Source organism: Comamonas badia DSM 17552 (assembly GCF_000484635.1).
GTDB classification, from domain to species: Bacteria; Pseudomonadota; Gammaproteobacteria; order Burkholderiales; family Burkholderiaceae_C; genus Comamonas_C; species Comamonas_C badia.
In genome coordinates, this window is record NZ_AXVM01000004.1 from 91,126 (window position 1) to 114,850 (window position 23,725).

Annotated in this window: 28 protein-coding genes; 6 read left to right on the plus strand and 22 right to left on the minus strand. The window is 65.8% G+C overall.

Annotated elements, in window-relative coordinates; genetic code table 11:
- Positions 1-2: 2 nt before the first annotated feature.
- A complete protein-coding gene (locus K320_RS0109625) occupies positions 3-884 on the minus strand; it encodes an ABC transporter substrate-binding protein (protein ID WP_245593860.1) in 882 nt (293 codons plus the stop codon).
- 313 nt (positions 885-1,197) lie between these two features.
- Here K320_RS0109625 and K320_RS0109630 point away from each other — a divergent pair, with 313 nt between their 5' ends.
- Positions 1,198-1,842 (plus strand): histidine phosphatase family protein, encoded by a 645-nt coding sequence (locus tag K320_RS0109630; protein WP_024538628.1) that lies wholly within the window; start codon positions 1,198-1,200, stop codon positions 1,840-1,842.
- Between the two features lie 18 nt (positions 1,843-1,860).
- Here the strand turns inward: K320_RS0109630 and K320_RS0109635 are convergent, their stop codons facing one another.
- From K320_RS0109635 to K320_RS0109665, 7 genes are read right to left on the minus strand one after another with little or no spacing between them, the layout of a single operon-like run.
- Positions 1,861-2,949: a protein-glutamate methylesterase/protein-glutamine glutaminase gene (locus K320_RS0109635; protein ID WP_024538629.1), complete on the minus strand. Its 1,089-nt coding sequence runs from the start codon at positions 2,947-2,949 to the stop codon at positions 1,861-1,863.
- 25 nt (positions 2,950-2,974) lie between these two features.
- Positions 2,975-3,694, minus strand: a complete 720-nt coding sequence (cheD, locus tag K320_RS0109640; protein ID WP_024538630.1) for a chemoreceptor glutamine deamidase CheD — start codon at positions 3,692-3,694, stop codon at positions 2,975-2,977.
- On the minus strand, positions 3,681-4,553 hold the full coding sequence (locus K320_RS0109645) for a CheR family methyltransferase (RefSeq protein WP_024538631.1): 873 nt from the start codon (positions 4,551-4,553) through the stop codon (positions 3,681-3,683). The genes cheD and K320_RS0109645 overlap by 14 nt, the downstream gene beginning before the upstream one ends.
- Positions 4,554-4,595: 42 nt before the next feature.
- Positions 4,596-5,081 carry a chemotaxis protein CheW gene (locus K320_RS0109650; protein WP_024538632.1) on the minus strand — a complete coding sequence of 162 codons (486 nt, stop codon included), beginning with the start codon at positions 5,079-5,081 and terminating at the stop codon, positions 4,596-4,598.
- Between the two features lie 25 nt (positions 5,082-5,106).
- Entirely contained in the window at positions 5,107-7,242 is a 2,136-nt protein-coding gene (locus tag K320_RS0109655) for a chemotaxis protein CheW (protein WP_024538633.1), read from the minus strand.
- A gap of 56 nt (positions 7,243-7,298) precedes the next feature.
- Positions 7,299-7,661: a response regulator gene (locus K320_RS0109660; protein WP_024538634.1), complete on the minus strand. Its 363-nt coding sequence runs from the start codon at positions 7,659-7,661 to the stop codon at positions 7,299-7,301.
- 57 nt (positions 7,662-7,718) lie between these two features.
- Entirely contained in the window at positions 7,719-8,165 is a 447-nt protein-coding gene (locus tag K320_RS0109665) for a hypothetical protein (RefSeq protein WP_024538635.1), read from the minus strand.
- Between the two features lie 87 nt (positions 8,166-8,252).
- Here K320_RS0109665 and K320_RS0109670 point away from each other — a divergent pair, with 87 nt between their 5' ends.
- Both K320_RS0109670 and K320_RS0109675 read left to right on the plus strand, forming a co-directional pair.
- The gene (locus tag K320_RS0109670; RefSeq protein ID WP_024538636.1) at positions 8,253-9,380 is read left to right on the plus strand and encodes a hybrid sensor histidine kinase/response regulator; all 1,128 of its coding nucleotides are present in this window, start codon (positions 8,253-8,255) and stop codon (positions 9,378-9,380) included.
- Entirely contained in the window at positions 9,377-10,006 is a 630-nt protein-coding gene (locus tag K320_RS0109675) for a response regulator (RefSeq protein ID WP_024538637.1), read from the plus strand. Before K320_RS0109670 ends, K320_RS0109675 begins: the two co-directional genes overlap by 4 nt.
- Positions 10,007-10,063: 57 nt before the next feature.
- Here the strand turns inward: K320_RS0109675 and fliR are convergent, their stop codons facing one another.
- The 13 genes from fliR to fliF form a co-directional block, all read right to left on the minus strand.
- The gene (gene fliR, locus K320_RS0109680) at positions 10,064-10,831 is read right to left on the minus strand and encodes a flagellar biosynthetic protein FliR (protein ID WP_024538638.1); all 768 of its coding nucleotides are present in this window, start codon (positions 10,829-10,831) and stop codon (positions 10,064-10,066) included.
- A gap of 9 nt (positions 10,832-10,840) precedes the next feature.
- Positions 10,841-11,110, minus strand: coding sequence for a flagellar biosynthesis protein FliQ (fliQ, locus tag K320_RS0109685; protein WP_024538639.1), 270 nt, complete (start codon positions 11,108-11,110; stop codon positions 10,841-10,843).
- Positions 11,111-11,123: 13 nt separating this feature from the next.
- A complete protein-coding gene (gene fliP / locus K320_RS0109690; RefSeq protein ID WP_024538640.1) occupies positions 11,124-11,888 on the minus strand; it encodes a flagellar type III secretion system pore protein FliP in 765 nt (254 codons plus the stop codon).
- Positions 11,881-12,207: a FliO/MopB family protein gene (locus K320_RS0109695; protein ID WP_024538641.1), complete on the minus strand. Its 327-nt coding sequence runs from the start codon at positions 12,205-12,207 to the stop codon at positions 11,881-11,883. Before K320_RS0109695 ends, fliP begins: the two co-directional genes overlap by 8 nt.
- On the minus strand, positions 12,191-12,652 hold the full coding sequence (fliN, locus tag K320_RS0109700; protein WP_024538642.1) for a flagellar motor switch protein FliN: 462 nt from the start codon (positions 12,650-12,652) through the stop codon (positions 12,191-12,193). Before fliN ends, K320_RS0109695 begins: the two co-directional genes overlap by 17 nt.
- Positions 12,642-13,646, minus strand: a complete 1,005-nt coding sequence (gene fliM / locus K320_RS0109705) for a flagellar motor switch protein FliM (protein ID WP_024538643.1) — start codon at positions 13,644-13,646, stop codon at positions 12,642-12,644. The genes fliN and fliM overlap by 11 nt, the downstream gene beginning before the upstream one ends.
- A 29-nt stretch (positions 13,647-13,675) precedes the next feature.
- Complete coding sequence (locus tag K320_RS0109710) at positions 13,676-14,266, minus strand: flagellar basal body-associated FliL family protein (RefSeq protein ID WP_024538644.1); 591 nt, start codon at positions 14,264-14,266, stop codon at positions 13,676-13,678.
- 209 nt (positions 14,267-14,475) lie between these two features.
- Positions 14,476-15,870 (minus strand): flagellar hook-length control protein FliK, encoded by a 1,395-nt coding sequence (locus K320_RS18080; protein WP_024538645.1) that lies wholly within the window; start codon positions 15,868-15,870, stop codon positions 14,476-14,478.
- Positions 15,871-15,873: 3 nt separating this feature from the next.
- Positions 15,874-16,338: a flagellar export protein FliJ gene (locus K320_RS18685; protein ID WP_084301230.1), complete on the minus strand. Its 465-nt coding sequence runs from the start codon at positions 16,336-16,338 to the stop codon at positions 15,874-15,876.
- An 8-nt stretch (positions 16,339-16,346) separates the two neighbouring features.
- Entirely contained in the window at positions 16,347-17,750 is a 1,404-nt protein-coding gene (gene fliI, locus K320_RS0109725; RefSeq protein ID WP_024538647.1) for a flagellar protein export ATPase FliI, read from the minus strand.
- Positions 17,740-18,462: a FliH/SctL family protein gene (locus tag K320_RS0109730; RefSeq protein WP_024538648.1), complete on the minus strand. Its 723-nt coding sequence runs from the start codon at positions 18,460-18,462 to the stop codon at positions 17,740-17,742. Before K320_RS0109730 ends, fliI begins: the two co-directional genes overlap by 11 nt.
- A 12-nt stretch (positions 18,463-18,474) precedes the next feature.
- The gene (gene fliG, locus K320_RS0109735) at positions 18,475-19,470 is read right to left on the minus strand and encodes a flagellar motor switch protein FliG (RefSeq protein ID WP_024538649.1); all 996 of its coding nucleotides are present in this window, start codon (positions 19,468-19,470) and stop codon (positions 18,475-18,477) included.
- A gap of 27 nt (positions 19,471-19,497) precedes the next feature.
- A complete protein-coding gene (fliF, locus tag K320_RS0109740; RefSeq protein ID WP_024538650.1) occupies positions 19,498-21,195 on the minus strand; it encodes a flagellar basal-body MS-ring/collar protein FliF in 1,698 nt (565 codons plus the stop codon).
- Between the two features lie 179 nt (positions 21,196-21,374).
- Here fliF and fliE point away from each other — a divergent pair, with 179 nt between their 5' ends.
- Both fliE and K320_RS0109750 read left to right on the plus strand, forming a co-directional pair.
- Positions 21,375-21,686, plus strand: coding sequence for a flagellar hook-basal body complex protein FliE (gene fliE / locus K320_RS0109745; RefSeq protein WP_024538651.1), 312 nt, complete (start codon positions 21,375-21,377; stop codon positions 21,684-21,686).
- Between the two features lie 252 nt (positions 21,687-21,938).
- Positions 21,939-22,307, plus strand: coding sequence for a DsrE family protein (locus K320_RS0109750; protein ID WP_024538652.1), 369 nt, complete (start codon positions 21,939-21,941; stop codon positions 22,305-22,307).
- A gap of 31 nt (positions 22,308-22,338) precedes the next feature.
- On the opposite strand, the gene K320_RS0109755 is transcribed toward K320_RS0109750, so the two are convergent.
- Positions 22,339-22,731 carry a YraN family protein gene (locus K320_RS0109755; protein ID WP_024538653.1) on the minus strand — a complete coding sequence of 131 codons (393 nt, stop codon included), beginning with the start codon at positions 22,729-22,731 and terminating at the stop codon, positions 22,339-22,341.
- On the opposite strand from K320_RS0109755, the gene rsmI reads away from it, so the two are divergent.
- A complete protein-coding gene (rsmI, locus tag K320_RS0109760; protein WP_024538654.1) occupies positions 22,731-23,657 on the plus strand; it encodes a 16S rRNA (cytidine(1402)-2'-O)-methyltransferase in 927 nt (308 codons plus the stop codon). The genes K320_RS0109755 and rsmI overlap by 1 nt on opposite strands.
- Positions 23,658-23,725 lie beyond the last annotated feature (68 nt).

The following is a 23,725-nucleotide window of genomic DNA, read 5'->3' on the forward strand; positions in this document are numbered from 1 at the left end:
GCTCATCCGTAGAACGCGGCGTCCGGCAGCTTGCCGCCCACCAGGCCCGGCTGGCGCTGCAGCAACTGCTGGTAGAAAAACTCCAGATCAGGGCGCGCCCGGGCCGCATCCACCCAGATCATGGTGCTGCGCGTGGCTGCCAGCGCATCGGTCACGCCCTCGGGCGTGAGCATCTCCACATGGCGCGCAGCCATCGCTCCGCACTGCTCGGGGTTGTCCTGGCACCACTGGAGCGCCTTGGCATGCTCCGCTTCAAAGCGCGCCAGCAATGGCGCGTCGCCCTGCACGCCCTTGAGCGCCGCCACCCCCGCCTGCGCAATGCGCGGCGGGCGCTTGAACACCCGCCCCCATTCCTGCTGCAGATCCACGCTGCGGTAAAGCTCCGGTGCAATCACCTTCACCGGAAAGGAATGCGTCTTGCGCAGGCCCATGGAGACCGCGGGCTCGGCCAGCAGCGCATGGTCAGCGCGGCGCGTGATGAGCAGTTGCATCGCATCAATCGGCGACGCCACGTAGCGCAGCTTGATGTCGCTGCCCACCTGGAGGCCCTGTTTTTCGGCGAGCAGGCGAAACAGGATGTCCGGCATGTCGCCGCGAAACGGCATCACCACTTCCTTGCCACGAAAGTCCGCCAGCGTGCGCAGGCCCTTCTCTCGCGAGACCATCCACAGCAGCCCCCAGGTGGTGATGTCGAGCAGCTTCAGCGGCACGCCGCGGTTGTAGAGGTTGGCCGCCACGTTGCTGGGCATGGCCATGAGGTCCACCGCACCGCCTATCGCCATCGCGCGCAGCTGGTCCGGGCTCTTCCAGGTGCTGAATTCCACCTTTTCAGCCACGTCGGACAGCGCGCCGCTGTCGGCGATGCGCATGAGGGGATAGGACACCAGTGCAAACGGCCCAGCCAAGGTCAGCTTGGGTCGCCTGGCCGACGTCGCATGGGCAAGCGGCACTTTTCCCATGCCCAACGCCGCCGCGGCTGCAGCACCTCTCATCAGGCGCCGCCGCGACATGTGTTTCACCTCTGAAAATCCAGCCATCACCACCATCCTGTTGCGGGCACATTGTGCGGGCACTGACGGCGCCTCGCGCCCGCATGCCCCACGGCATGGCCAGCGTTGGGGTTTCTCAGGGCCGTCTGATGCAGCGCAGCGGCCATTGGCGACCGCACCGGTGTGCTGCCTTGTACATTCTGCCCCCATGCAAGAGCCCACCCGCATCATTGCCATTCGCCATGGCGAGACCGCATGGAACGCCGAAGGGCGCATTCAAGGCCACCAGGACACCACGCTCAACGCCACCGGCATGGAGCAGGCCCGCCAGCTGGCAAGGGCGCTGGGCAACACAACGCTGGATTGCATCTACAGCAGCGACCTGCAGCGTGCCATGGCCACCGCCGAGGCGCTTGCCCGAACGACCGGCGCACCCATCGTGCCCGAGCCCCGCTTGCGCGAACGCTGCTTCGGTGAATACGAAGGGCGCACCTTTGCCGAGGTGGAGCGAGAGGCACCGGAACATGCGCGGCTGTGGCGCGTACGCGATCCCGGATATGCGCCGCGCGGGGGCGAATCGCTGCTGGCGCTGCAACAGCGCATCTCCCAGACCGTCGACCGACTTGCGGCACACCATGGCGGCCAGCTGATCGCTCTGGTTGCCCATGGCGGCGTGCTGGACATGCTCTATCGACTGGCAACACGCCAGCACCTGCAGGCGCCGCGCACCTGGCAGCTGGGCAACGCCGCGATCAACCGGCTACTCTGGAGCAGCGATTCCGGCCTTGCCCTGGTCGGCTGGGGCGACGTGCAGCACCTCGAAGGCGCAGCCCGCGACGAGCGGCACGACTGAACGTTACGCCGCACCGCGTCAGATGCGGTTGAGCAAGCGGTCGGTCGATCCGCGCAGACGGTTCACCAGCGCCGCCGCTATCTGCGTGACCGGCAGCACTTCATCCGCCGCCCCGCGGGCGATGGCCTCGCGGGGCATGCCAAACACCACGCAGCTGGCCTCGTCCTGGACGAAGTTGTAGCTGCCGGCGTCCTTCATCTCACGCATCGCGGTCGCCCCGTCGTCTCCCATGCCGGTCAGCATCACCCCCAGGGCGTTGCGCCCGACCAGGGCGGCGACGGACTTGAACAGCACTTCCACCGAGGGCTTGTGCCGGTTCACGGGCGGCCCGTCATCCACCACCGCGACGTAATTGGCGCCACTGCGGCCGATGTGAAATTGCCGCCCTCCTGGCGCGATGTAGGCATGGCCGGGCAGGATGCGCTCGCCGTCGGCCGCTTCCTTCACGGTGATCTGGCACAGGCTGTTGAGCCGCGCGGCAAAGCTCGTGGTGAAACCCGGCGGCATGTGCTGCGTGATGACGATGGCGGGCGAATCGGCCGGCATGGGCGTGAGAACTTCGCGTATGGCCTCGGTACCACCGGTCGATGCGCCGATGGCGATGATCTTTTCCGTGGACAGGCGGCCCAGCAGGCCCGGCCGCGCCGCGGCTGCCGGCGTCTGGCCTCCCGGCGCACCAGCGGCCGCGGCAAGACGATGCACCCTGGCCTTCGATGCAACGCGAATCTTGTCGGTGATCTCGGCGGCCAGCTGCTGGATTCCCGCAGTCAGGCCAATGCGCGGCTTGGCAACGAAATCCACCGCCCCCAATTCAAGTGCACGCATCGTCACTTCGGCGCCGCGCTCGGTGAGCGTGGAGACCATCACCACCGGCATGGGGCGCAGCCGCATGAGCCGTCCCAGAAAGTCAATGCCATCCATGCGCGGCATCTCGACATCCAGTGTGATGACGTCAGGGTTGAGGTTGCGGATCATCTCGCGCGCCTGCAGCGGGTCGTTGGCCGCGCCTATGCATTCCATGTCGGGCTGGCGATTGATGATTTCAGCGAGCAGGCTGCGCACCAGTGCTGAATCATCCACCACGATCACCCGTGTCTTGCTTGCCATGATCTTGTCGCTTCCTTTGCGATCCTCAGAACAGATCGATCGACCCGCCCCGGTTGGATTGCGCCACCACCGCCGCATCGCCACGCGTCTTCTCAGCCACGGCAAGGTCCGGATGCGCGTGCGCCAGCCGCTTGACCATGGCCTTGCCCGTCACTGGAAAAAACACCACCTTGCGGGGATAGATGTCCAGTACATCCTCAGACACGATGGGAATGCGCTCGGTTGCCAGGTATTCGCGCACGAAGGCGGTGTTGCGCTCACCCACGTTCACGGACGAAAAATTCGCCATGACCTGCCCGCCACCAAAAACCTTGGCTTGCATGGTCTCGCGCCGCCCGCCGATTTTCATCAATTCATTGATCAGCACTTCCATGGCATACGAGCCATAGCGGCCAGACTGCTCGGTGCTACTGCTGTCGGGCAACATGAAATGGTTCATGCCGCCGACGCGGCTGCGGCTGTCCCAGAGACAGGCGGCAATGCACGAACCGAGCACCGTCTGGATCACCAGGTTTTCATCAGACACGAAATATTCACCCGGAAGAACTTTGGCGGCATTGAACTGGAAATGCTGGTCAAAAAAGAAGAACGTCGCTTCTCCGGCATGGCGCGGCACGGTCTTGAGTTCTTCCAGCGTGGGGGTATGGGCCGACCTGCTCCCGGCATCCGGCGGAATCGGCCTGATCCGCGGTGCGCGGCGGCGCTCGGCGCCACCGGCCGCAGCAGATGCCTCAAACGCGCTCATAGACCGTCTTTCCGCGCAGCACGAACAGGTCACGCGATTCGCTGAAATTTTCTGCGTGGCCGACGAAAAGCGTGCCCCCCGGCTTCATCACACGGTGGATGCGCTCCAGCACCCGGCGCTGGGTGGGTGCATCAAAATAAATCATCACGTTGCGGCAGAACACCACGTCAAAGGGCTCGCGGAAGGGCCAGTCATCGCGGATGAGGTTCACGCTAAGGAAGGTGATCGGCTTGCGCAATTCCGGACGCACGCGCACCAGTCCGTCATTGCTGCCCTTGCCACGCATGAAAAAGCGTTGCAGCTGCTCCTGCGTCAACCCCTTGAGCCCCTGGGAGCGGTATACGCCCCGGCTCGCGGTCTCCAGAACACGGGTGTCGATGTCGCTGGCAAAAAGTTCAAACGGCACACCGGCGCCCAGCGTCTGCAGCACCGTGACGACGATCGAATAGGGCTCCTCGCCCGTGGAAGCGGCGCTGCACCAGATTCTCCACGGCCCACCCGGGCGCCTCTTGAGTATGCCCGTGAGGTTATCAAAATGGTGCTGCTCCCGAAAAAAAGCCGTCAGGTTGGTCGTGAGCGCATTGACGAACTCCTGCCATTCGGGGCCATCCTGCGATTCGAGCCAACCGAGGTATTCTTCAAAGCTCGTGTGCCCGGTATCGCGCAGGCGCCGCGACAGGCGGCTGTACACCATGGCATGCTTACCATCGTGCAGGCTGATACCGGCGCGCTGGTAAATCAGCTTCTGTACGCGGGAAAAATCGGCATTCGTCCACGCGAACTCCCGCCCTTCACTGACAGCCGGCGTCGCGGGGCCCGCAGTGGCTGCCACGCGGCCTGGCAGCGGAAGTGCGCTCATGAATCGATGCAACAGGATGATGGTGGAGCGTCCGTCCGCCCATCAGGCGCTGGCAAGGCCCATGTCCGGGCTCGCCATGAGCTTCTCGATATCCAGCAGGATCAGCATGCGGTCTCCCACGGAGCCCAGACACCGTATGCAGCGGGCATCGATCGCGCTCTCCACGTCGGGCGCCGGCTGCACCTGCGCAGCCGTCAATTCGATGACATCGCTCACGGAGTCCACCACGATGCCGACAACCCGCTCGCGCAGATTGAGAATGATCACGACCGTCAAATGGTTGTACTCGGCGCTGGCGCAGTTGAAGCGCAGACGCATGTCGATGATGGGCACGATGGTGCCGCGCAGATTGGAAACCCCCTTGAGAAAGGCGGGCGCATTGGCCACGCGGGTCGGCGCTTCATAGCCGCGGATCTCCTGAACCGCGAGGATGTCCAGACCGTATTCCTCCTCGCCCAGCCGGAAGGTCAGGTATTCGCCCGCCCCCGGCGGCGCCGCTTCGTTCATGTTCTTCAGCACTGCGTTCATGTCCTAGTCCTCCTGCGTGGCGCCTTCAGTGGCGCGCCCGGCGCACCAGAGAGCCCACATCGAGAATCAATGCCACGCTGCCATCGCCCATGATGGTAGCGCCCGAAACGTTGGCCACCTTGCGGTAGTTGGTCTCCAGATTTTTCACCACGACCTGCTGCTGCCCCAGCAGTTCATCCACCAGAACCGCCACGCGCGAGCTCTCCGCTTCCACCACGACCATGATGTCGTTGCCCTGGCCCGGCTTTTGCCGGGGCACCTGAAAGACCCGCTCCAGCGAAATGACCGGCATGTACTCCTCGCGCACCTTCACCAGCTGCGAACCTTGCGCCACCGTATTGATGCCTTCCTGATTGACCTGGAACGATTCGACGACGGACGACAGCGGCAGGATGTAGACCTCATCGCCGACACCGACCGACATGCCGTCCATGATCGCCAGCGTCAGCGGCAGACGTACCGATACGCGCGTACCCACGCCTTCGACGGAATCAATTTCCACCGTACCGTTGAGCGCGGAAATGTTCTTCTTCACGACATCCATGCCGACGCCGCGGCCGGAAACGTCAGTGACCACCTCCGCCGTGGAAAACCCCGGCGCCATGATCAGATTCCAGACGTCCGAATCCGACATCGCATCCGAAACCTCCATGCCGCGCTCGCGTGCCTTAGTGAGCAGTTTTTCGCGCGACAGGCCGCGGCCGTCATCGCGCACCTCGATCACGATGGAGCCTCCCTGGTGCGATGCCGAGAGCGTCAGCGTGCCATGCTCCGGCTTGCCGGCCGCCAGCCGATCGGCGGGCATTTCTATGCCGTGATCGCAGCTGTTGCGCACCAGGTGGGTGAGCGGGTCGGTAATCTTTTCGACCAGGCTCTTGTCCAGTTCGGTTGCCTCGCCGTTGGTGACGAAATCCACCTTCTTCCCCAATTTGGCGGCCAGATCGCGCAGCATGCGCGGAAAGCGGCTGAAGACGGTGGACATCGGGATCATGCGGATCGACATCACCGATTCCTGAAGATCCCGGGTGTTGCGGTCCAGATCGGCCAGCCCGGCGAGCAACTGCTGGTGCAGGCCTGCGTCCAGATCGCGGCTATTCTGCGCCAGCATGGCCTGCGTGATGACCAGTTCCCCGACGAGGTTGATCAACTGGTCCACCTTGTTCACGGCAACGCGGATGGTGCTCGACTCCATCGACGCATGCGCCGCCGGCTTTTGCTGGGCTGCGCCCCCCGCGGCCACGGCCGGAGCCGCCGATGCGGCTGGCGGCGCGGCCCGCGCCACCGCCGGAGCGGGCGCCGCATGCCCTCCGTCCACCGGAGCGCCTGGCGCGCCACTGAAAAAACCGTACTCCACCCCCTGCGCGGACTCCGCCTCGGTCGCCCCCGCCGGCTGCGCATCGGACGATGCCCCCAGCGCGCGGATGTTCACCTGCTCCTTGGCGACATGGAACACGAACAGATCCAGCAGGTCGCCATCCGTCGAGCTGGTACGCACGGCGAAGCTGCGCATGCCCGGACGGTCATCGGGCAGGTCGCTGATGGTGCCCAGGCCGGCAATATCACGGAAGAGGTCCTTGATCGCGTCGGCCAGCTCGGGCTGCTCCAGCGGACCAATACTGATTTCCAGTGCGCGCTCACCATCGGCACCCGCCGGCTGAACGAGGGCCGGCGCCGCAACGGGCGCAACCGGCGGCGGCGGTGGCGGGGCCTGCACCACGTCGGCAGGGGCCGGCGCCTCGCCATCGGCCAGCGCCCGTATGCGCTGCACCAGAGCGACCGTGGACACGGCTTCTTCCTGTTCGCCGCTCTGGTGGCGCGCGAGCAGGCTGCGCGAGGCGTCGGCGGACTCCAGCAGCGCATCGATCATCGGCGGCGTGAGTTGCAGTTCGTGACGGCGCAGCTTGTCCAGCAGCGACTCCATCTTGTGCGTCAGCTCCGCCACGTCGCTGAAACCAAAGGTGGCCGAGCCGCCTTTGATCGAGTGGGCACAGCGGAAGATGCCGTTGAGCTCCTCGTCATCGGGCGCACTCACATTCAACGCCAGCAGCATCTGCTCCATCTGATCGAGGTTTTCGCCGGCCTCCTCGAAGAACACGCCGTAGAACTGAGTCAGGTCGAAATCCGCGTCGCCGCCTGCGCTCTGGGAATGAAGGTCCGCCATGCTTGGGTTCCTTTGCGTCTTTTTGTCTGCTGTTCAAACTGTGAATGCGCGGCCGGTCAGCTAATCACCTTGTGGATCACTTCCACCAGCCGGGTGGGATCGAAAGGCTTGACCAGCCAGCCAGTGGCGCCGGCGCTGCGCCCGGCCTGCTTCATGACGTCGCTTGACTCCGTCGTGAGAATCAGGATCGGCATGCTTTTGAAGCGTGGGTGCGAGCGCAGGCGCCGGGTCAGGCCGATGCCATCGAGGCGCGGCATGTTCTGGTCTGCCAGCACCAGATTGACGTCATGTGCCATGGCTTTTTCGTAGGCATCCTCGCCGTCCACCGCTTCAACGACGTTGAATCCTGCGCTGGTGAGCGTGAACGTCACCATTTTCCGCATGGACGGTGAATCATCGACGGCCAGAATCGACTGCATGCCAAGGCTCCCAAGATTCCAAGAGGGTTAGGTTAACCGGTAACTGCGTGTATTTACTCAAAAGAGCTCTATGGACCCGGCGTCCATTTCGCTCTGCGTCACCGGATTGGGGCGGTCTGGCGCAATGGTGTCCGGTGCTGCCGCTTCCTCGCCAGCCTCCGACCCCATCGCTTCCGCGCCCAGGCGATCCGAGCAGGCCTGCAGCACCTTGCTGGTGTGCGTGATGAGCTGGATCGCCATGTCGTGGAATTGCAATTCGGTGACGGCGCTGCGCAGCGTATCCCGCAGACCCGCCAGCTCCGGATGCGCCGCGAGTGCGTCTTGCGAGAGCGCCGCATCCGCGCTGCCAAAGCGCTGCATCAGATTGCCCGCCGCATGATCGAGCAGGCCTTCCAGGCGATGCAGATCATGCAGCGAAGTCAGCAACGCATCCTGTATCTCGGCCAGCACCATGACCGGCACCCCGACCACCGGCCCCGAAGAAGCATCCGACGTTGACGACATCATTTCTCCCGCATCGCACCAGCGAAACGCCCAGGCCACGGCAGTCATGCGACTAACATTGCACCGCTGTCCTCCCACTTGGCAAACATGATAGCTACCCCGGCCGAAATTGACACCCTGAAAAAGCCTGTGCACATCCTGCATCTGGAAGATTCGGCGGCCGACCACGAGCTCGCGAGCCTCGTGCTGCGCCGCGCCCGGCTGCCGCATCGCATCCAGCAGGTCGACACCCTGGAAGGGCTTCTGGCAGCGCTTCAAGAGGTGCCCTTTGATATCGTGCTGGCGGACTATCGGCTGCGCGGCTTCACCGCCATCGATGCCTGGAACCTTGCCAGGCCATTGCCCGCGTGTCCGCCCTTCGTGCTTCTCTCGGGCGCCATCGGCGAAGCGGCCGCGGTGGACGCCATGCACCTGGGGTTTTCCGATTACCTGCTCAAGGACGATGTGGCGCGCCTGCCGCGGGTGATTGCCCGGGCCATTGAAATGGCTGAATCCAGGCACGCGCGAGAACAGGCCATGGCAGAGCTGGCCGCATCCGAACAGCGCCTGGCCGACCTGGCGGAGCATTTGCAGACCAGCCTGGAAGAAGAGCGCGCCGCGATCGCCCGCGAAATCCATGACGATGTCGGCGGCGCATTGACCGCAGCGCGCTTTGACCTGGCATGGATCAGCCGGCACGGCAGCGATGCGCAGCTGCTGAGCCATGCACAAAGCGCCAGCGAGATGCTGCAGCACGCCTTGGGCGCGAGCCAGCGCATCATGATGAACCTGCGCCCGCCAGTGCTTGACCAGGGGCTGCTGGCGGCCGTGCAATGGCTGGTGCAGACCTTCGAGCGCCGCACCCGCATTGCCGCTCGGATGAGCACCGATCAGGAATTTTTTGCCTTGGCCCCAGCGCTGCAACTGGTGGCTTACCGGACGGTGCAGGAAGCGCTCACCAATATCCAGAAATACGCCCAGGCCAGCCACGTGCGGGTGGAGCTTTCCGAGCACGATGGCAGCCTGCTGCTGGAAGTGGGCGATGACGGCGTGGGCATCGCCCCCGCGGCTCTGGCCAAACACACCTCGTTCGGCCTGCGCGGGCTGCGCGAGCGGGCCCGGCGCGCCGGCGGCTGGCTGGACGTGAGCAGCCAGCAAGGGCGGGGCACCACCATCATCCTCTCGCTGCCCACCGCCGCTGCGCGTGAAAACACCACCGGAGACACCGCCCCATGATCCATGTGATTCTGTGCGACGACCACGCCATCCTGCGCCGCGGCATCCGCGACACCCTTGCCGAGGCGCCGGATATTGAGGTGACCGGCGAGGCGGGCAGCTATACGGAGCTGAGGGAGCTGCTGCGCCACGCGACCTGCGAAGTGCTGCTGCTGGACCTCAATCTGCCGGGGCGCAGCGGCATGGAAGTGCTCGCCAGCCTGCACGAGAGCCATCCACAGATCAAGGTGCTGATCGTTTCGATGTACCCCGAAGACCAATACGCACTGCGCGCCATCAGGGCGGGGGCCCATGGCTACGCCAACAAGGCGAGCGACCCGCTGCTGCTGATCCAGGCCGTGCGCACCGTGGTACAGGGGCGCAAATACCTCACGCCCGAAGTCGCGCAACTGCTCGCCGACAGTCTGTCGCAGCCCGAACGCGAACTGCCCCATGAGCAGCTCTCAGAGCGCGAAATGCAGACGCTGGTGAAGATTGCATCGGGCAAGCGCCTGTCGGACATCGCGCAGGAACTGGTGCTCAGTCCCAAAACCGTGAGTGTTTACCGCGCGCGGGTGCTGGACAAGCTGCACCTGAGCAACAACGCCGAACTCACGGTCTACGCCATCCGCAACAAATTGGTATGAAAACAATAGCATTTGGCGCTTCACACAAAAGCGTCAGAGGCATATTTGGCTGTATTTTCAGTACACACCAAACAGGTCTATCGCCTGCTGCAGCAAGGTAAACAGCGGCTGTTCCAGCATGGGCAGCGTCGCGGTGATGCCCAGCAGCCCGACGGTGATCGTGACCGGAAAACCGACGGCGTAGATATTGGTCTGCGGCGCCACGCGCGAGATGATGCCCATGGTGAGATTGACGAACAGCAGCAGCGCCACCAGCGGCAGAGCGATCCACAGCGCGCTGGAAAAAATGCCCGCGCCCAGATCCTGCAGCCGCAGCTGCGCCACCGCCTGCATCAGATCGCCATCGACCGGGAAGGCCTTGAAACTTTGGACCACGGCCATGAGCACCATCAAGTGGCCGTTGACCACGATGAACAGCAGCAGTGCAAGGTTGCTGTAGAAGCTGGTGAGCGCGCCGCGCTGCGAATTGCTGGCAGGATCGAAAAAAGAGGCGTAATTGAGCCCCATCTGCAGGCCGATGACTTCGCCCGCCAGCTCGATGGCGACAAACACCAGCCGGACGGCAAAGCCCATGCACAGGCCGACACCCACCTGCTGCACGATCGCACCCCAGGCGGCACTTGAATTGACCGCAACCACCGGCTGATCGGGCAGTGCGGCCTGCGCACAGACGGCCACGAGAAACGCCAGCGCCACCTTCAGGCGCACGGGAATGGCGCGCATCGAAAAAATGGGCGCGGCGGTGAACATCGCCAGTACACGCAGAAACGGCCAAAGCACCGGCGAAAGCCAGGCCATGAGCTGTGCTTCGTTGAAGGTGAGCACGGCGTCCGTCTAGCCAACGATGCTCGGAATGCTCTCTATCGTGCTGCGCAGATAGTCCACCAGCGTCGTCACCATCCAGGGGCCCGCAAGCGCAAACACCAGTACCGCCGCCACCAGCTTGGGGACGAAGGACAGCGTGGCTTCATGCACCTGGGTGACCGCCTGCAAAATGCTGACGATGAGACCGACGACCATCACCGCGCCGAGCGCAGGCAGCGCGATCATCAGGAGCAGCATCAGCGCATCATGGCCGAAGGTAAGAACGAACTGGGCCGTCATGATCTCCTCGCTTTCAACTGGCAAAGCTCGCGGCCAGCGAGCCCATGATCAGGTTCCAGCCGTCAGCCAGCACAAACAGCATCAGCTTGAAGGGCAGCGCCACCAGCACCGGGGAGAGCATCATCATCCCGAGCGACATCAGCACGCTGGCCACCACCATGTCGATGATGAGAAACGGGATGAACACCATGAACGCGATCTGAAAGGCGGACTTGAGCTCGCTCGTGACGAAGGCTGGCACCAGCACGCGCAGCGGCGCGGTCTCCGCCGTCACTTCGGCCGGCAGCCTGGCCAGGCGGGCAAACAGCGCGAAGTCGCTCTGGCGCGTCTGCTTGAGCATGAAGCCGCGCATGGGCGCCTCGGCCTTGGGCAGCGCCTGTTCGAAGCTGAGCTGATTCTGGGTATAGGGCAGGTAGGCATCCTGATAGACCTTGTCCAGCGTGGGTCCCATCACGAAGAAGGTAAGAAACAGCGACAGCCCGATGATGACCATGTTGGGCGGCGCGGCCTGCGTGCCCAGCGCCTGGCGCAGCAGCGACAGCACGATGACGATGCGCGTGAAGCTCGTCATCAGGAGCAGCACCGCCGGGAGGAAAGAAAGCGCCGTGAAGAACAGCAGCGTCTGGATGGGCACCGAATAGCTGTTGCCGCCCGGGCCCGAGCCAATCATGATGGGCAGCGTGCCCGCCGCATCCTGCGCCAGCACGCCACCGGCCGGCAGCAGCGCCAGCACCACGGCCGCCGCCAGCCAACCCAAACGCTGATGCAGCCTAGGCATGGGACGCCGCGCCGCGCGCCGCGGCCACCTCATCGGAAAACGAAGCCGCCTGGAGCACATGCAGGCAATTGATCTGCTGCGCCGTCACGCCCAGGACCAGCACCACCCGCTGCCCGGGGGCTCCCGCCTCCATGGTCACCACACGCTGCTGCGGTCCCACGGCGACGGACGACAGCACGCGCGCGTTCGCGGCCGCCGCGCCAGGCAGCATCTGGCCGCGCCCCCGCTGCCAGCGCCGCACCAGCCATGGCAGCAGCGCGATGGCGCCAATGAACAGCACCACCCACGCCAGGGACGAATAACTAGCCCCGGCTGACACGGCGCAGCCGCTCCGATGGCGTGACCACGTCGGTCAGGCGGATGCCGAACTTGTCGTTCACCACCACCACCTCGCCCTGCGCGATCAGATAGCCATTGACCAGCACGTCCATGGGCTCGCCCGCGAGCGCATCGAGTTCCACCACCGAGCCCTGGCCCAATTGCAGGATGTACTTGATCGGCACCTTGGTACGCCCAAGCTCCACCGAGAGCTGCACGGGGATGTCGAGCACCATGTTGATGTCATGCACCGAGGGATCGCCGCTGCCGGCATACGCTGGCGCGCCGCCACCGGAGAGCGGGCCACCCTGCTCTGGCTCCGGCGTCGCTGACGATGCTGACTTCTGCTCATTGAGCGCCTCCGCCCAATCGGCGAAGGCATCGTCGGCCGCCGCCTGGCCGCCTTCGGCTCCAACCGCTTCGGTGGTATTGGAATCAGTAGCCATGGTCTTTCCCCGTCCAGCCGGCATCGCCGGTGTGCAAGCGCTCTTCGATGCGAATCGCGTACTTGGCGTTGTGCGTGCCGTACTGGCATGCAAACAGATCGATGCCCCCTACGGAAGCCTTGATGCGCGGCTGGCGCTCAAGCTCGATGAAATCGCCCGGCCGCATCGCCAGCAATTGCTCCACCGTGGCATCCGCGCGCGCCAGCTCGGCTACCAGCGTCACTTCGGCCGACTGCATTTCGTGCGACAGCACCTTGACCCAGCGCCTGTCCACCTCGATCGCATCCCCCTGCACGGTGGAATACAGCACATCGCGGATCGGCTCCAGCGTGGCGTAAGGCATGGTGATGTGGATGGAGCCGGCAAGATCGCCGATTTCCAGGTGAAACGCGGTCGAGACGACGATCTCGCTCGGCGTCGCGATATTGGCAAATTGCGGCTGCATTTCAGAGCGCTGGTACGACAGCTCCAGCGGATAAATGCCCTGCCAGGCCTTCTTGTATTCGGTGGCGATCACATCCACCAGCCGTTGGATCACGCGTTGCTCGGTGGCCGAAAAATCACGCCCCTCGATGCGCGTCTGGTATTTCCCGGCGCCGCCGTACAGCGTATCGATCAGGCCAAAGACCAGCGATGGCTCGCACACCACCAGGCCGCTGCCGCGCAGCGGGCGGATGGCCACGATGTTGAAATTGGTCGGCACCACGATCTCGCGCAGGAAGGCGTTGTAGCGCTGCACCGAGACGGTGCCCACGGAAATTTCGGGACTGCGGCGGATGAAGTTGAACAGGCCGACGCGCAGGTTGCGCGCAAAGCGCTCGTTGACGATTTCCATCGTCGGCATGCGCCCGCGGACGATGCGCTCCTGGCTGGAAATGTCGTAATTGCGTATGCCGCTCGAATCAACCTCTTCCTCGACGTTTTTCTGGCTTTCGCCGGTCACGCCTTCCAGCAGGGCATCGACTTCTTCCTGGGACAGAAATGCGTCACTCATGGCTTTCTCCTCGGCCTGGACCAAGCTCGCTACTGGACGATGAAGCTGGAGAACAGCACGGCGCGCACCGGTGCGTTGCTGTCCGCAACCGCCTTGCGGGGCTCGTGATCTTCCTCACCACCTTCCTCGGCGGCGGCACGCTTTTTACGCGTTTTTGCCCGCGGCGGTACATACCCCAGCGCATCAAGCACCTCGCCGCGTATGTCGGTTGCCAGCTTCTCCTTGCCTTCGCGCGAAAGCAGTTCTTCGGAGGTCCGCTGCGACAGCAGCAACAGTACACCGCTGCGTATCGTCGGCATATGGGATTTGACCTTCTCCGCGGTCTTGCCATCGGCCAGCTCCAGCGTGATGCCAACCTGGGCAAAACGATCTCCACCGGGGTCCGCCAGATTGACGACCATGTTGTCCATGGGTAGAAAGGACGGGGGCGTCTTTGACTCTGCCACCTGCGCGGCTGCCGGCTCGTCGCCCTCCTCGTCCAGATGGGCGCTGCGCTGTTGGACGAGATACCACAGCACGCCGGCGGCAGCGATCGCCAGCACCACCACCAGCGCCAGAATGATGACGATCAGCTTTTTCTTGCCCTTGGGGGGAGCGGGTGCAGCAGTTTCTTCGGCCACGTGCAAGCTTTCTCGCGCCACGGGGGCGCCATGGGTTCAACCGCCCGACAGCGCCACCTGCGACACTCCCGAACCGTTGCACGATTATTGGGCGGGTGCGTTGGAATGATAGCCAGAATAGCGCCGCAAACCGGGCGTATTCGCCCCGTGCAAACGCTCATGAAGGCGTGCGGCGGCACGCGCGCCGCGGCCTGTCGAAAGGGAAGGGGTCAGACAAAGATATCCAGCGCCCTCTGACCGGCAGAACGCTGGACAGCCCCTGCCGGGGCATTCCGTACGCTGACATGCGCCTCGCCCCGGCGGCCATCCGGGTGTCGGGTTTCGCTGCCGCCCGCCGCGCCCTCTCCCCGGCCCCCGGCGACCCCGACGTTCACATCCGCCAGCGCAAGGCCCTGTTCCTGCAGCAGGCTGCGCAGGTCTTCCATGCCTGCATCGAGCGCCTGCCGCACGTTGGCATGGTCGCTCAGGAAAGTCACCCTGGCGACATCGCCTGCCAGCGTCACCTGCACCTGCACCGGCTGTCCAGCCTGATCCAGCGTGAATTCGGCCCGCTGGCTCTTCTGGTGCACCCAGAAAGCCACTTGCTCACCCAGCTCCTCCAGAAAGCTGCCCGGCAACTGGCCATCCTGCCCCGCCGGTGCAGAGCCGCCAGCGGCCGCACCGCCCTGCTGCACCGGCGCCTGCTGCAGCCCCGCTTCTCCGCCTGCACCTCCCTGCGCACCAGCCTGCGCACTGCCCTCGGACATTGCGCGCGTGGAGCGCGCCGCCATCGCGGCATCGGCCGAGACGGGCACGGCAGCCGCCTCCTTGTGGGTCATCGCATCGCCAGCCCACTGCCCCAATGCGCCGCCTTCGCGCAGCACCACGCGCGGATCGCCAGCAACGTGGCCGGAGCCAGGCGTTTGCAATGATTCCTTTGCGGCGGCTGATAGTGCGCTCGTGCCGCCACCGGCCAGAGCCACCCCATCGGCGATTGCGCCGCCACCTTTGGCCGCTGCACTGTCCGCGACCCCAGCCGCTGCAGGCGCGGCTCCAGGAGCCTGCCCCGGCAAGCGCGCCAGTCCTCCCCCCGCTGCGCCGCGCGACAACCGCACCGCGCCCGCCGATGGCTGCGCCGCACCATCGCTGCGCGCCGTCTCGGCCACCATGGAGTCAGGGCCCGTGCCTTTCCCCGCCAGGGCGTGCTGCGCCTGGTTCAGCAGCATCTGCAAATGTTCGGCCAGCGGTACCTGGGCGGGCAGGTTGCCCGGCTGCGCCGGCGTGGCCTGGCCAGGGTCGGCGGCCTTGCCCTGCCGCTGCGAGCGCCGTGCCGGGTCCGGCAGCTGCTCCAGCAGCTCCTGGGCATCTCCGCCGTGCAACGAAGTGTCCGCCGCCACCAGGTCGGCGCCCGGCTGTCCCGGGGCAGGCGCGGGCAAGCCATCGTCCTGCGCATCGCCCGCAGGCGAAACCCCGCCGCCAAGCGCCGCCAGCAGCAGAGAGAACCCATCCTTGTCGCGGGACGCCGGCGCCTCGGCAGCAGACGGCTTGCCATCGGCTGCTCCGCCTGCGGATTGCGCCTTCTGCTGCGCATGCGCCTGTGCGCTGGCGGGTCGTACCTGTTCCATGGCTCATATTCCCTGTGTCAATTGGCGGCCGATGCCGCGCGCATGGCGCTGCATGGCCCATTCATCGGTTTCCTTCTGTTCATGCCGCTGCTGCACCCTCTGCTCCGCCCGCTGGCGCTGCTGCAGCACGTGGCGCAGACTGGCGAGGCGCGCCTCGGCCGCCGCCAGCTGCCGCACGGCCTGCTGCACGCGCTGCCGCTGCGCCTGCACCACGGCCTGCTGCATCCGCGCCGTCTGCTCCAGCCGCTGCAGGAACTGCAACTGGTGGCGCAGCACCTCGGGCAGCAGGCGCGCACCTTCGCTGGCACCCCAGCGCTGGCGCGTCTCCTGCGCGTAGCCGGTGAGCTGGGTCAGCTGGGCTTCGGCATTGGCGCATTGGCCGCGCTGCTGCACCAGCAGCCTGCGGTCAGCATCGCGCTGGCGCTGAGCCATGTCTATCGCCACCTCGAAGGCCCGGTGTCCTGCCATGGCGCCCCCTAATCCCGCCCGAGAGCGGCCGCCATGCCAGCGACGCTGTCGTTCAGCGATGCCGCGGTGCGCATGCCTTGCTGCAGGAAGGCCTGCATCGCCGGCTGCAGCCGGATGGCTTCGTCGAGCTGCGGATCCGAGCCGCCCACATAGGCGCCGACCTGCACCAGATCACTGCTCTTCTGGTAGCGCGACCAGGTCGCCCTGAAGTCGCGCGCAAGTTCGAAATGCTGCGCAGGGACGACATTGACCATGACGCGCGACGCCGACTGCTCTATGTCGATCGCCGGAAAATGCCCGCCCTCGGCCAGCGCGCGCGAGAGCACGATATGGCCATCCAGAATGGCACGCGAGGCATCGGCGATCGGATCCTGCTGGTCGTCGCCTTCCGAGAGCACGGTATAGAACGCGGTGATGGAGCCCATGCCGTTCAAGCCGTTGCCGCTGCGTTCGACCAGCGCCGGCAACTTGGCGAAGCAGCTCGGGGGGTAGCCCTTGGTGGCGGGCGCCTCGCCGATGGCGAGCGCAATCTCGCGCTGCGCCATGGCATAGCGCGTCAATGAATCCATGAGCAGCAGCACATGCTTGCCCTGGTCGCGGAAATACTCCGCCACTGCCGTGGCATAGCTGGCACCCTGCATGCGCAGCAGTGGCGGCGCATCCGCGGGTGCCGCCACCACCACCGCGCGGCTGCGGTCCTGCTGACCCAGGATGTCTTCGACGAATTCCTTGACTTCACGGCCACGCTCGCCGATGAGGCCGACGACGATCACATCGGCGGCGGTGTAGCGCGCCATCATGCCCAGCAGCACGCTTTTGCCCACGCCCGATCCGGCAAACAGCCCCAGCCGCTGGCCGCGACCGACGGTGAGCAGCGCGTTGATCGCGCGGACACCGGTATCCAGCGGCTCGCGCACCGGCGCGCGCTCCATGGCGTTGATCGGCTCACGGCGCAGCGAGCGGGCCGTGACGTTCTGCAGCGCTCCCGCATGGTCCAGCGGTTCTCCCTGGGCATCCACCACGCGGCCGAGCAAGCCATCACCCAAGGGCAGACGCAGCACGCCAGCGCCCGCGGGAGGATCACCGCCGGCGTCGCGGGCCAGGCGTAGCGGCGGCACATAGGCGTTGGCCGGAGTGACCGAGGCCCCCGACGACAGCCCATGGATATCCCCCGCGGGCATCAGAAAGGCCTTCTCGCCGGAAAACCCGACCACCTCGGCCAGCACCGGCTTGCGCGTGCCCTGGCGCACCAGGCACTGCGCACCCACCGGCATGCGCAGACCAGCCGCTTCCAGCACCAGCCCCGTCAGACGCGTCAGCGTGCCGCGCGAAGCCAGCGGCATTTCATCGGTGGCGCGCGCGCGCGCCCGCTCCAGCAGATGGTCCCAGGCGGCGCTGGCTTCAATCGGCATCACCCATCTCCCGCCAGGCGGATACCAGCCCCAGCGCCGCAACCGCACGGCGCCAGCGCGTTTCCAGCGTTCCATCGACCACGGCCCCCGCGCATTCCACGCTGCAGCCGCCGGGTGCAATGGATGCGTCTGCCTGCCATTGCACGCGCGTACTGCCGAATTCGTCGCGCAGCGCCCCTTCCAGCGCCTGCCAATCCGCGGGGTTCAGGCGCACGGAGGCTGGGCGGCTGTCCTGCACAAAGGTGGCCAGCGCCTCGCGCACCACCGGCAGCAGCGCGCGCGGGTTGGACTGCAGCTCCTGGCGCACCACCTGGCGCGCGATGTCGCACGCCAGCTGCATCAGACCATCGGCCATCTTTTGCTGCAGGCCCCCCAGGCTCTCCTCGAAGGTGTTCACCACACCAGCAAGCTGCGCAGCCACCTGCCGCCCCTGGCCGGCGACGTAATCGTCCAGCCGCTGCTGCCATTCATGCGTCGCCTGCGCCTGCCCCTGCCGTACGCCTTCGGCGAAGGCGGCGTCATGCACCTGCTGCGCCCGCTCGGCGGCCGCCTGCGCTGCCTCCTCGGCCTGTTCCTGCTCGGCCTCGGCAGGCTGCATCGGCAACAAGGCCTGCGCGTCCAGGCCGACATCGCCGAAACGCCACTGCACCGCCTCGGCGATCTCCTCGCCCGGTATGAAGCGGGTGTAGTGACGGGTGCTGGAAGTCGCCATGGATGATCCTCGTCAGACGAAGGCGTCGTCGCCGCCGCCCGAGAGCGCAACCTGGCCCTCGTCGGACAGGCGCCGCACGGTCTTGAGGATTTCCTTCTGCTGGGCCTCGACCTCGGACAGGCGGATCGGTCCACGCGACTCGAGGTCTTCGCGCATCGCCTCGGCGGCGCGGGTGGACATGTTCTTGAGGAATTTCTCGCGCAGTTCGGGCTGCGCGCCCTTGAGCGCCACCACCAGTGTTTCGGAGGCCACCTCGCGCAGCACGGTCTGGATCGCACGGTCATCGAGCTTCATCACATCATCGAACACGAACATCTTGTCCATGATCTTCTGCGCCAGATCGGCATCGTGCTCGCGAATGCTCTCCAGCACCATGCCGTCCATGCCGCCGCGCAGCAGGTTGACGATCTCGGCGGCCGCCTTCACACCGCCGAGCGAGCTCTTGCGCACCTTGTCTCCACCGGCCAGCGCCTTGAACAGCACTTCGTTCAAGTCCTTGAGCGCGGTGGGCTGTATGCCTTCCAGCGTGGCAATGCGCAGCATGATTTCACCGCGCTGGCGATCGGTGAATTGAGCAAGGATGTCGGCGCACTGCTCCGGATCGAGGTGCACCAGGATGGCGGCAATGATCTGCGGATGCTCGTTGCGCAGCAACTCGGCGACGGCCAGCGGGTCCATCCACTTGAGTTGCTCTATGCCCGACACGTCACCGCCCTGCAGGATGCGGTCGATCAGCAAGGCCGCCTTGTCATCACCCAGCGCACGCTTGAGCACCGAGCGCACATAGTTGCCGGTGTCGGACACCAGCAGGCTCTGCGCCCCCGCCTCGTTGGTGAACCGGGAAACCACTTCATCCACGCGCTCATGCGAGACGGTGCGCATGCGGGCAATGGTCTCGCCCAGCTTTTGCACCTCCTTGGGCGAGAGGTGCTTGAAGACTTCGCCCGCCTCTTCCTCGCCGAGGGACATCAGCAGGATGGCGGCGTCGTTCAGGCCCTGATCGTCCATGGTGGGTTCACTCCGTGTGCATCAACGTCATTCGCCGTTGATCCAGGTCTTCACGATATTGGCCACGGCAACCGGATTGTCCTTCGCCAGCGAACGCGCCTCCTGCAGCCGCAACTGTTCCTGCGTCAGCGGCTGGTCCTGCGATTTTTCGAGCGCCGGCAGCGCCGGACGTTCGATCTGCTCGGCAGCAATCGCATTCACCTTGCGCCGCGTTGCCGTGGGCGCCGCGCTGCCTTGCCGCGCGGCCTTGAGTGCCGGGCGCACCACGCCCATCAGCAGCAGCACAGCGGCCAGCGACAGGCCAATGGGCATGCCCAGGCTGCGGGCCAGTTCGATCACCTCGGGCTGCCTGTAGAACGGCAGTTCCACCGGGGCCACCGTATCGACCTTGAACGGCGCGTTCATCAGGTTCACGGAATCGCCGCGCTCCTTGTTGTAGCCCACCGCCTCGCGCACCAGGGCCGTCATCTGCTCGATCTGCTCGGGCGAAAGCGGCCTGGCGACCGGCGGCTTGCCCGCCGCCTCGGCCACCGACTGGTAGTTGACCACGACCGCGGCATTGACACGCTTGACCATGCCTTGCGCGGCACGCGTCACGCTGGTGGTCTTGTCCACCTCATAGTTGGTGGTGATTTCACGGTGGCCGACGCTGCCGCCGCCGGCGCCCGGACCGCCTTGCGCACCGGCATCGGGGGCGGGGTTGGCCCCGTTGACAGGGGCGTTGGCGTTTTGCGGCGGCTGGTTGCTCACCGCCCCGGGCACACCCGCAGGCAGCTTGTCGCCTGGCTTGGCGGCGTTTTCCACCACCTGCTGGCTGCGCACCGCGCTGGCGTCGGCGGCCAGGTTCGGGCGATGCTGCTCCGTGGTGGATTCGGTCTGGTTGAAATCGATATCCGCATTCACCGTGGCCTTGACGTTATCGCGCCCGACCACCGGCGCAAGGATATCCACGATGCGCTGGGCATATTGCTGTTCCATCTTCTGCACGTAGGCGAGCTGCTCGCCCGTGGGCGCGCCGCCCCCCACGCCATCGGGCATCTGCGACAGCAGCTTGCCGGTATCGTCGAGCACGCTGACGGCGGCCGGCGCCAGATCCGGCACGCTGGAGGCCACCAGATGCACGATGCCGGCCAGCTGCGTGCGATCGAGGAAACGCCCTGGATACAAACTCACGAGCACCGAGGCCGAGGGTTTCTGCTGTTCGCGAAAGAACCCGTTCTGGTTGGGCAGCGCCAGGTGCACCCGGGCGCTTTGCACTGGCGCGAGCGACTGGATGGAGCGCGTGAGCTCACCCTCCAGGCCACGCTGGAAATTGAGCCGCTCCTGGAATTGCGTGACGCCGAAGCGGCTGGTTTCCGTCACTTCAAACCCGGTGATCGAGCCTTTCGGCAGGCCCTGCGAGGCCAGGCGCAGCCGCACGTCGTGCACCCGGTCCGCGGGCACCATGATCGCGCCGCCGCCTTCGGTGTACTTGTAGGGCACGTTCATCTGCGTGAGCTGGGCGACGATGGCGCCGCCATCCTTGTCGCTCAGGTTGGAAAACAGCACACGGTAATCGGGTCGGCTGGCGAAGAACGCAGCGGCAACCACCATCGCCAGAAACAGCGCCAGTCCCAGCGCCAGCCGCATGCGGGCGGCGCGATCCAGGCTGGCCAGCCGCTGCGGCCACGCAGCGCCGGCCACTGGGGCAGCGATCGGCATTTCGGCAACGGCAGCAGAGGGCATCGTCAATTCCAGGCAAGGGCTAGTGCCGCGCAGAGGCAGAGGCAGCGGCGGTGCAATGATTATTCCTGCCGCCCCCTGCCGCGTTCCACCAATAAGGCGCCAGTTTGGCCGGCTATTTGCGCTGCTGCAGCCCGGGCGCCGCCCTACGATAGACCTACCTTCGGATCAGACCCACTGCCATGGACTTGCGCATCACCAGCACCCCCCTGCCGCTCACCAGCGCGCTGGCGGCGCGCCGCAATGCCGTACCGCAGGGTGGCGCGCAGGAGGCCGGCTTTTCCGGCGCCCTCAAAGGGGCTTTGAGCGAGGTCAGCAAGGCACAGAACCAGGCCAACGAGCTGCAAAAGCAGGTGCAGCTGGAAAACCCCAAGGTCAGCATCGAAGAGACCATGGTTGCGATCCAGAAGGCGCAGGTCAGCTTCCAGGCCACGCTGCACGTACGCAACCGCCTGGTGCAGGCCTATACCGACATCATGAACATGCAGGTCTGAGAGCGTTTTCAAAGTCTCCGCGTGGTGCCCGCAAGGCAGCAAAACGTCGCAATCAAGGCGCCCGCCGCAGCCCATGCTGCTGGCCTGGGCAAGGTGGGCAACGCCGAGTGCGGCGTTTTGCTGCCTTGCCCGAAGGGTTGCCCCGCAAAGGCATCGTCTTGACAGCGCGCGAATGGGCGGAGCATGATGCCCGTCCCCGCACGGGCGCCGCCATGCGCCCTGCGCCACCCCCCACACCCCGAGGAGCTTCCCATGGCACAGGATCCGAGAGAACTGGTGGTTCTGATGACACACGGCGCCGACCATGAACTGTCGTCGGTGGCGTTCACCATTGCCTGCGGCGGCCTCACCGCCGGCATGCCGGTGAGCGCGTTTCTGACCAGCTCGGCGGTCGATCTGGTGCGGCGCGGCAGCGCCGACCACACCCACGTCGCACCGCTGGACCCGCTGATGGCGCTGATGACCGATTTCATGGCGCGCGGCGGCACCATCTATGCCTGCACGCCCTGCGTCAAGGCGCGCGGTTACACACAGGAGGATCTGATCGATGGCGTGGTGATCAGCGGTGCCAGCGCCATCCATGAGCGGCTGAAGACCGGCGCCGCCAGCCTCAGCTTCTGACCGCCCGGCAAGCGGCGGCTGCCGCGCTGCATCACCCCGCGTCGAATGCGGCGCGCAGCCATTGCACGCCATCCGGTTCAATCAGCACCACGTCGAAGCGGCAGGGCGGCACCGCCTTGCAGCGCAGCAGATAGTGGCGCGCGGCAAAGATGATGCGCCGCTGCTTGGTCGCGCCTATGCTTGCACCAGCACCGCCAAAATCCGCTCGGGAACGGCTGCGCACCTCAACGAACACCAGCGTGCCATCGCACTCGCGCATGATGAGATCGATCTCGCCGCCGCCGCGTCCGGGCGTTCGATAATTGCGTTCAACCACCGCCAGTCCCGCCGCACGCAGATGCGCCAGCGCTGCATCTTCCGCCTGCTGGCCGCGCACGCGGGTTGTTTCCGTTGCACCACTGCGCCTGCCGCCAAGGAACCCCATTGAGCGCCTCCTATGCCACCGCACTTGCCGCCGCCCGCGATGCGGCGGCTGCGCAGGATTATCCAGAGGGCGCGCTGTATGTCGTCGCCACGCCCATCGGCAACCTCGCCGACATCACGCTGCGTGCCCTGCATGTGCTGGAGCTGGCCGATACCCTGGCCTGCGAGGACACGCGCCACACGCAGCAGCTTCTGCGCGCCTACGGCATCCACAAAAGCCCGGGGCAATGGCTGGCGCTGCACCAGCACAACGAGGCGCAAACGGCGCAGGCCGTGCTGGCGCGGCTGGCCGAGGGCCAGCGCGTGGTTTACGTGAGCGATGCCGGCACCCCCGCCGTGAGCGATCCCGGCGCGCGCCTGGTGGCCGCCGCGCAGCAGGCCGGGCTGCGCTGCATTCCGCTGCCCGGCGCCAGCAGCGTGGTCAGCGCCCTGAGCTGCGCCGGGGCCATCGCGCCCGGCGATGCAGCGCCGGGCTTTGTCTTTGCCGGATTCCTGCCCACCAAGGCCGCCGAGCGCAAGGCCGCGCTGGCCCGGCTGGCGCAGGAGCCGCGCACGGTGGTGCTGCTGGAAGCACCGCACCGCATCGCGCAGATCGCCCGTGAACTGGCATCGCTGGGCGAGCGCCCAGTGACGCTGGCGCGCGAACTGACCAAGCAGTTCGAGGAAATCGCCACGCTGCCCGCCAGCGCCTGCAGTGACTGGCTGGCCGAGACGCCGCAGCGCAGCCGCGGCGAATTCGCCATCGTGGTGCATCCCCAGGGCCACGACGCCAGCCCCGATGAGCATCAGAGCGAAGAGACCTTGCGCCTGCTGCTCGCTGAACTGCCGCTCAAGACCGCCGTTCGGCTGACGGCCGAGCTGACCGGCACCAGCCGCAACCAGCTCTACCAGCGCGCGCTGGCGTTGCAGGGGGAGGGGAATGATTGAATGACGCAATGACCAAATACCCCCGTCATGCGGCGCAGGCCGCGTCATCGCAAGCGCCAGCCGCGGTC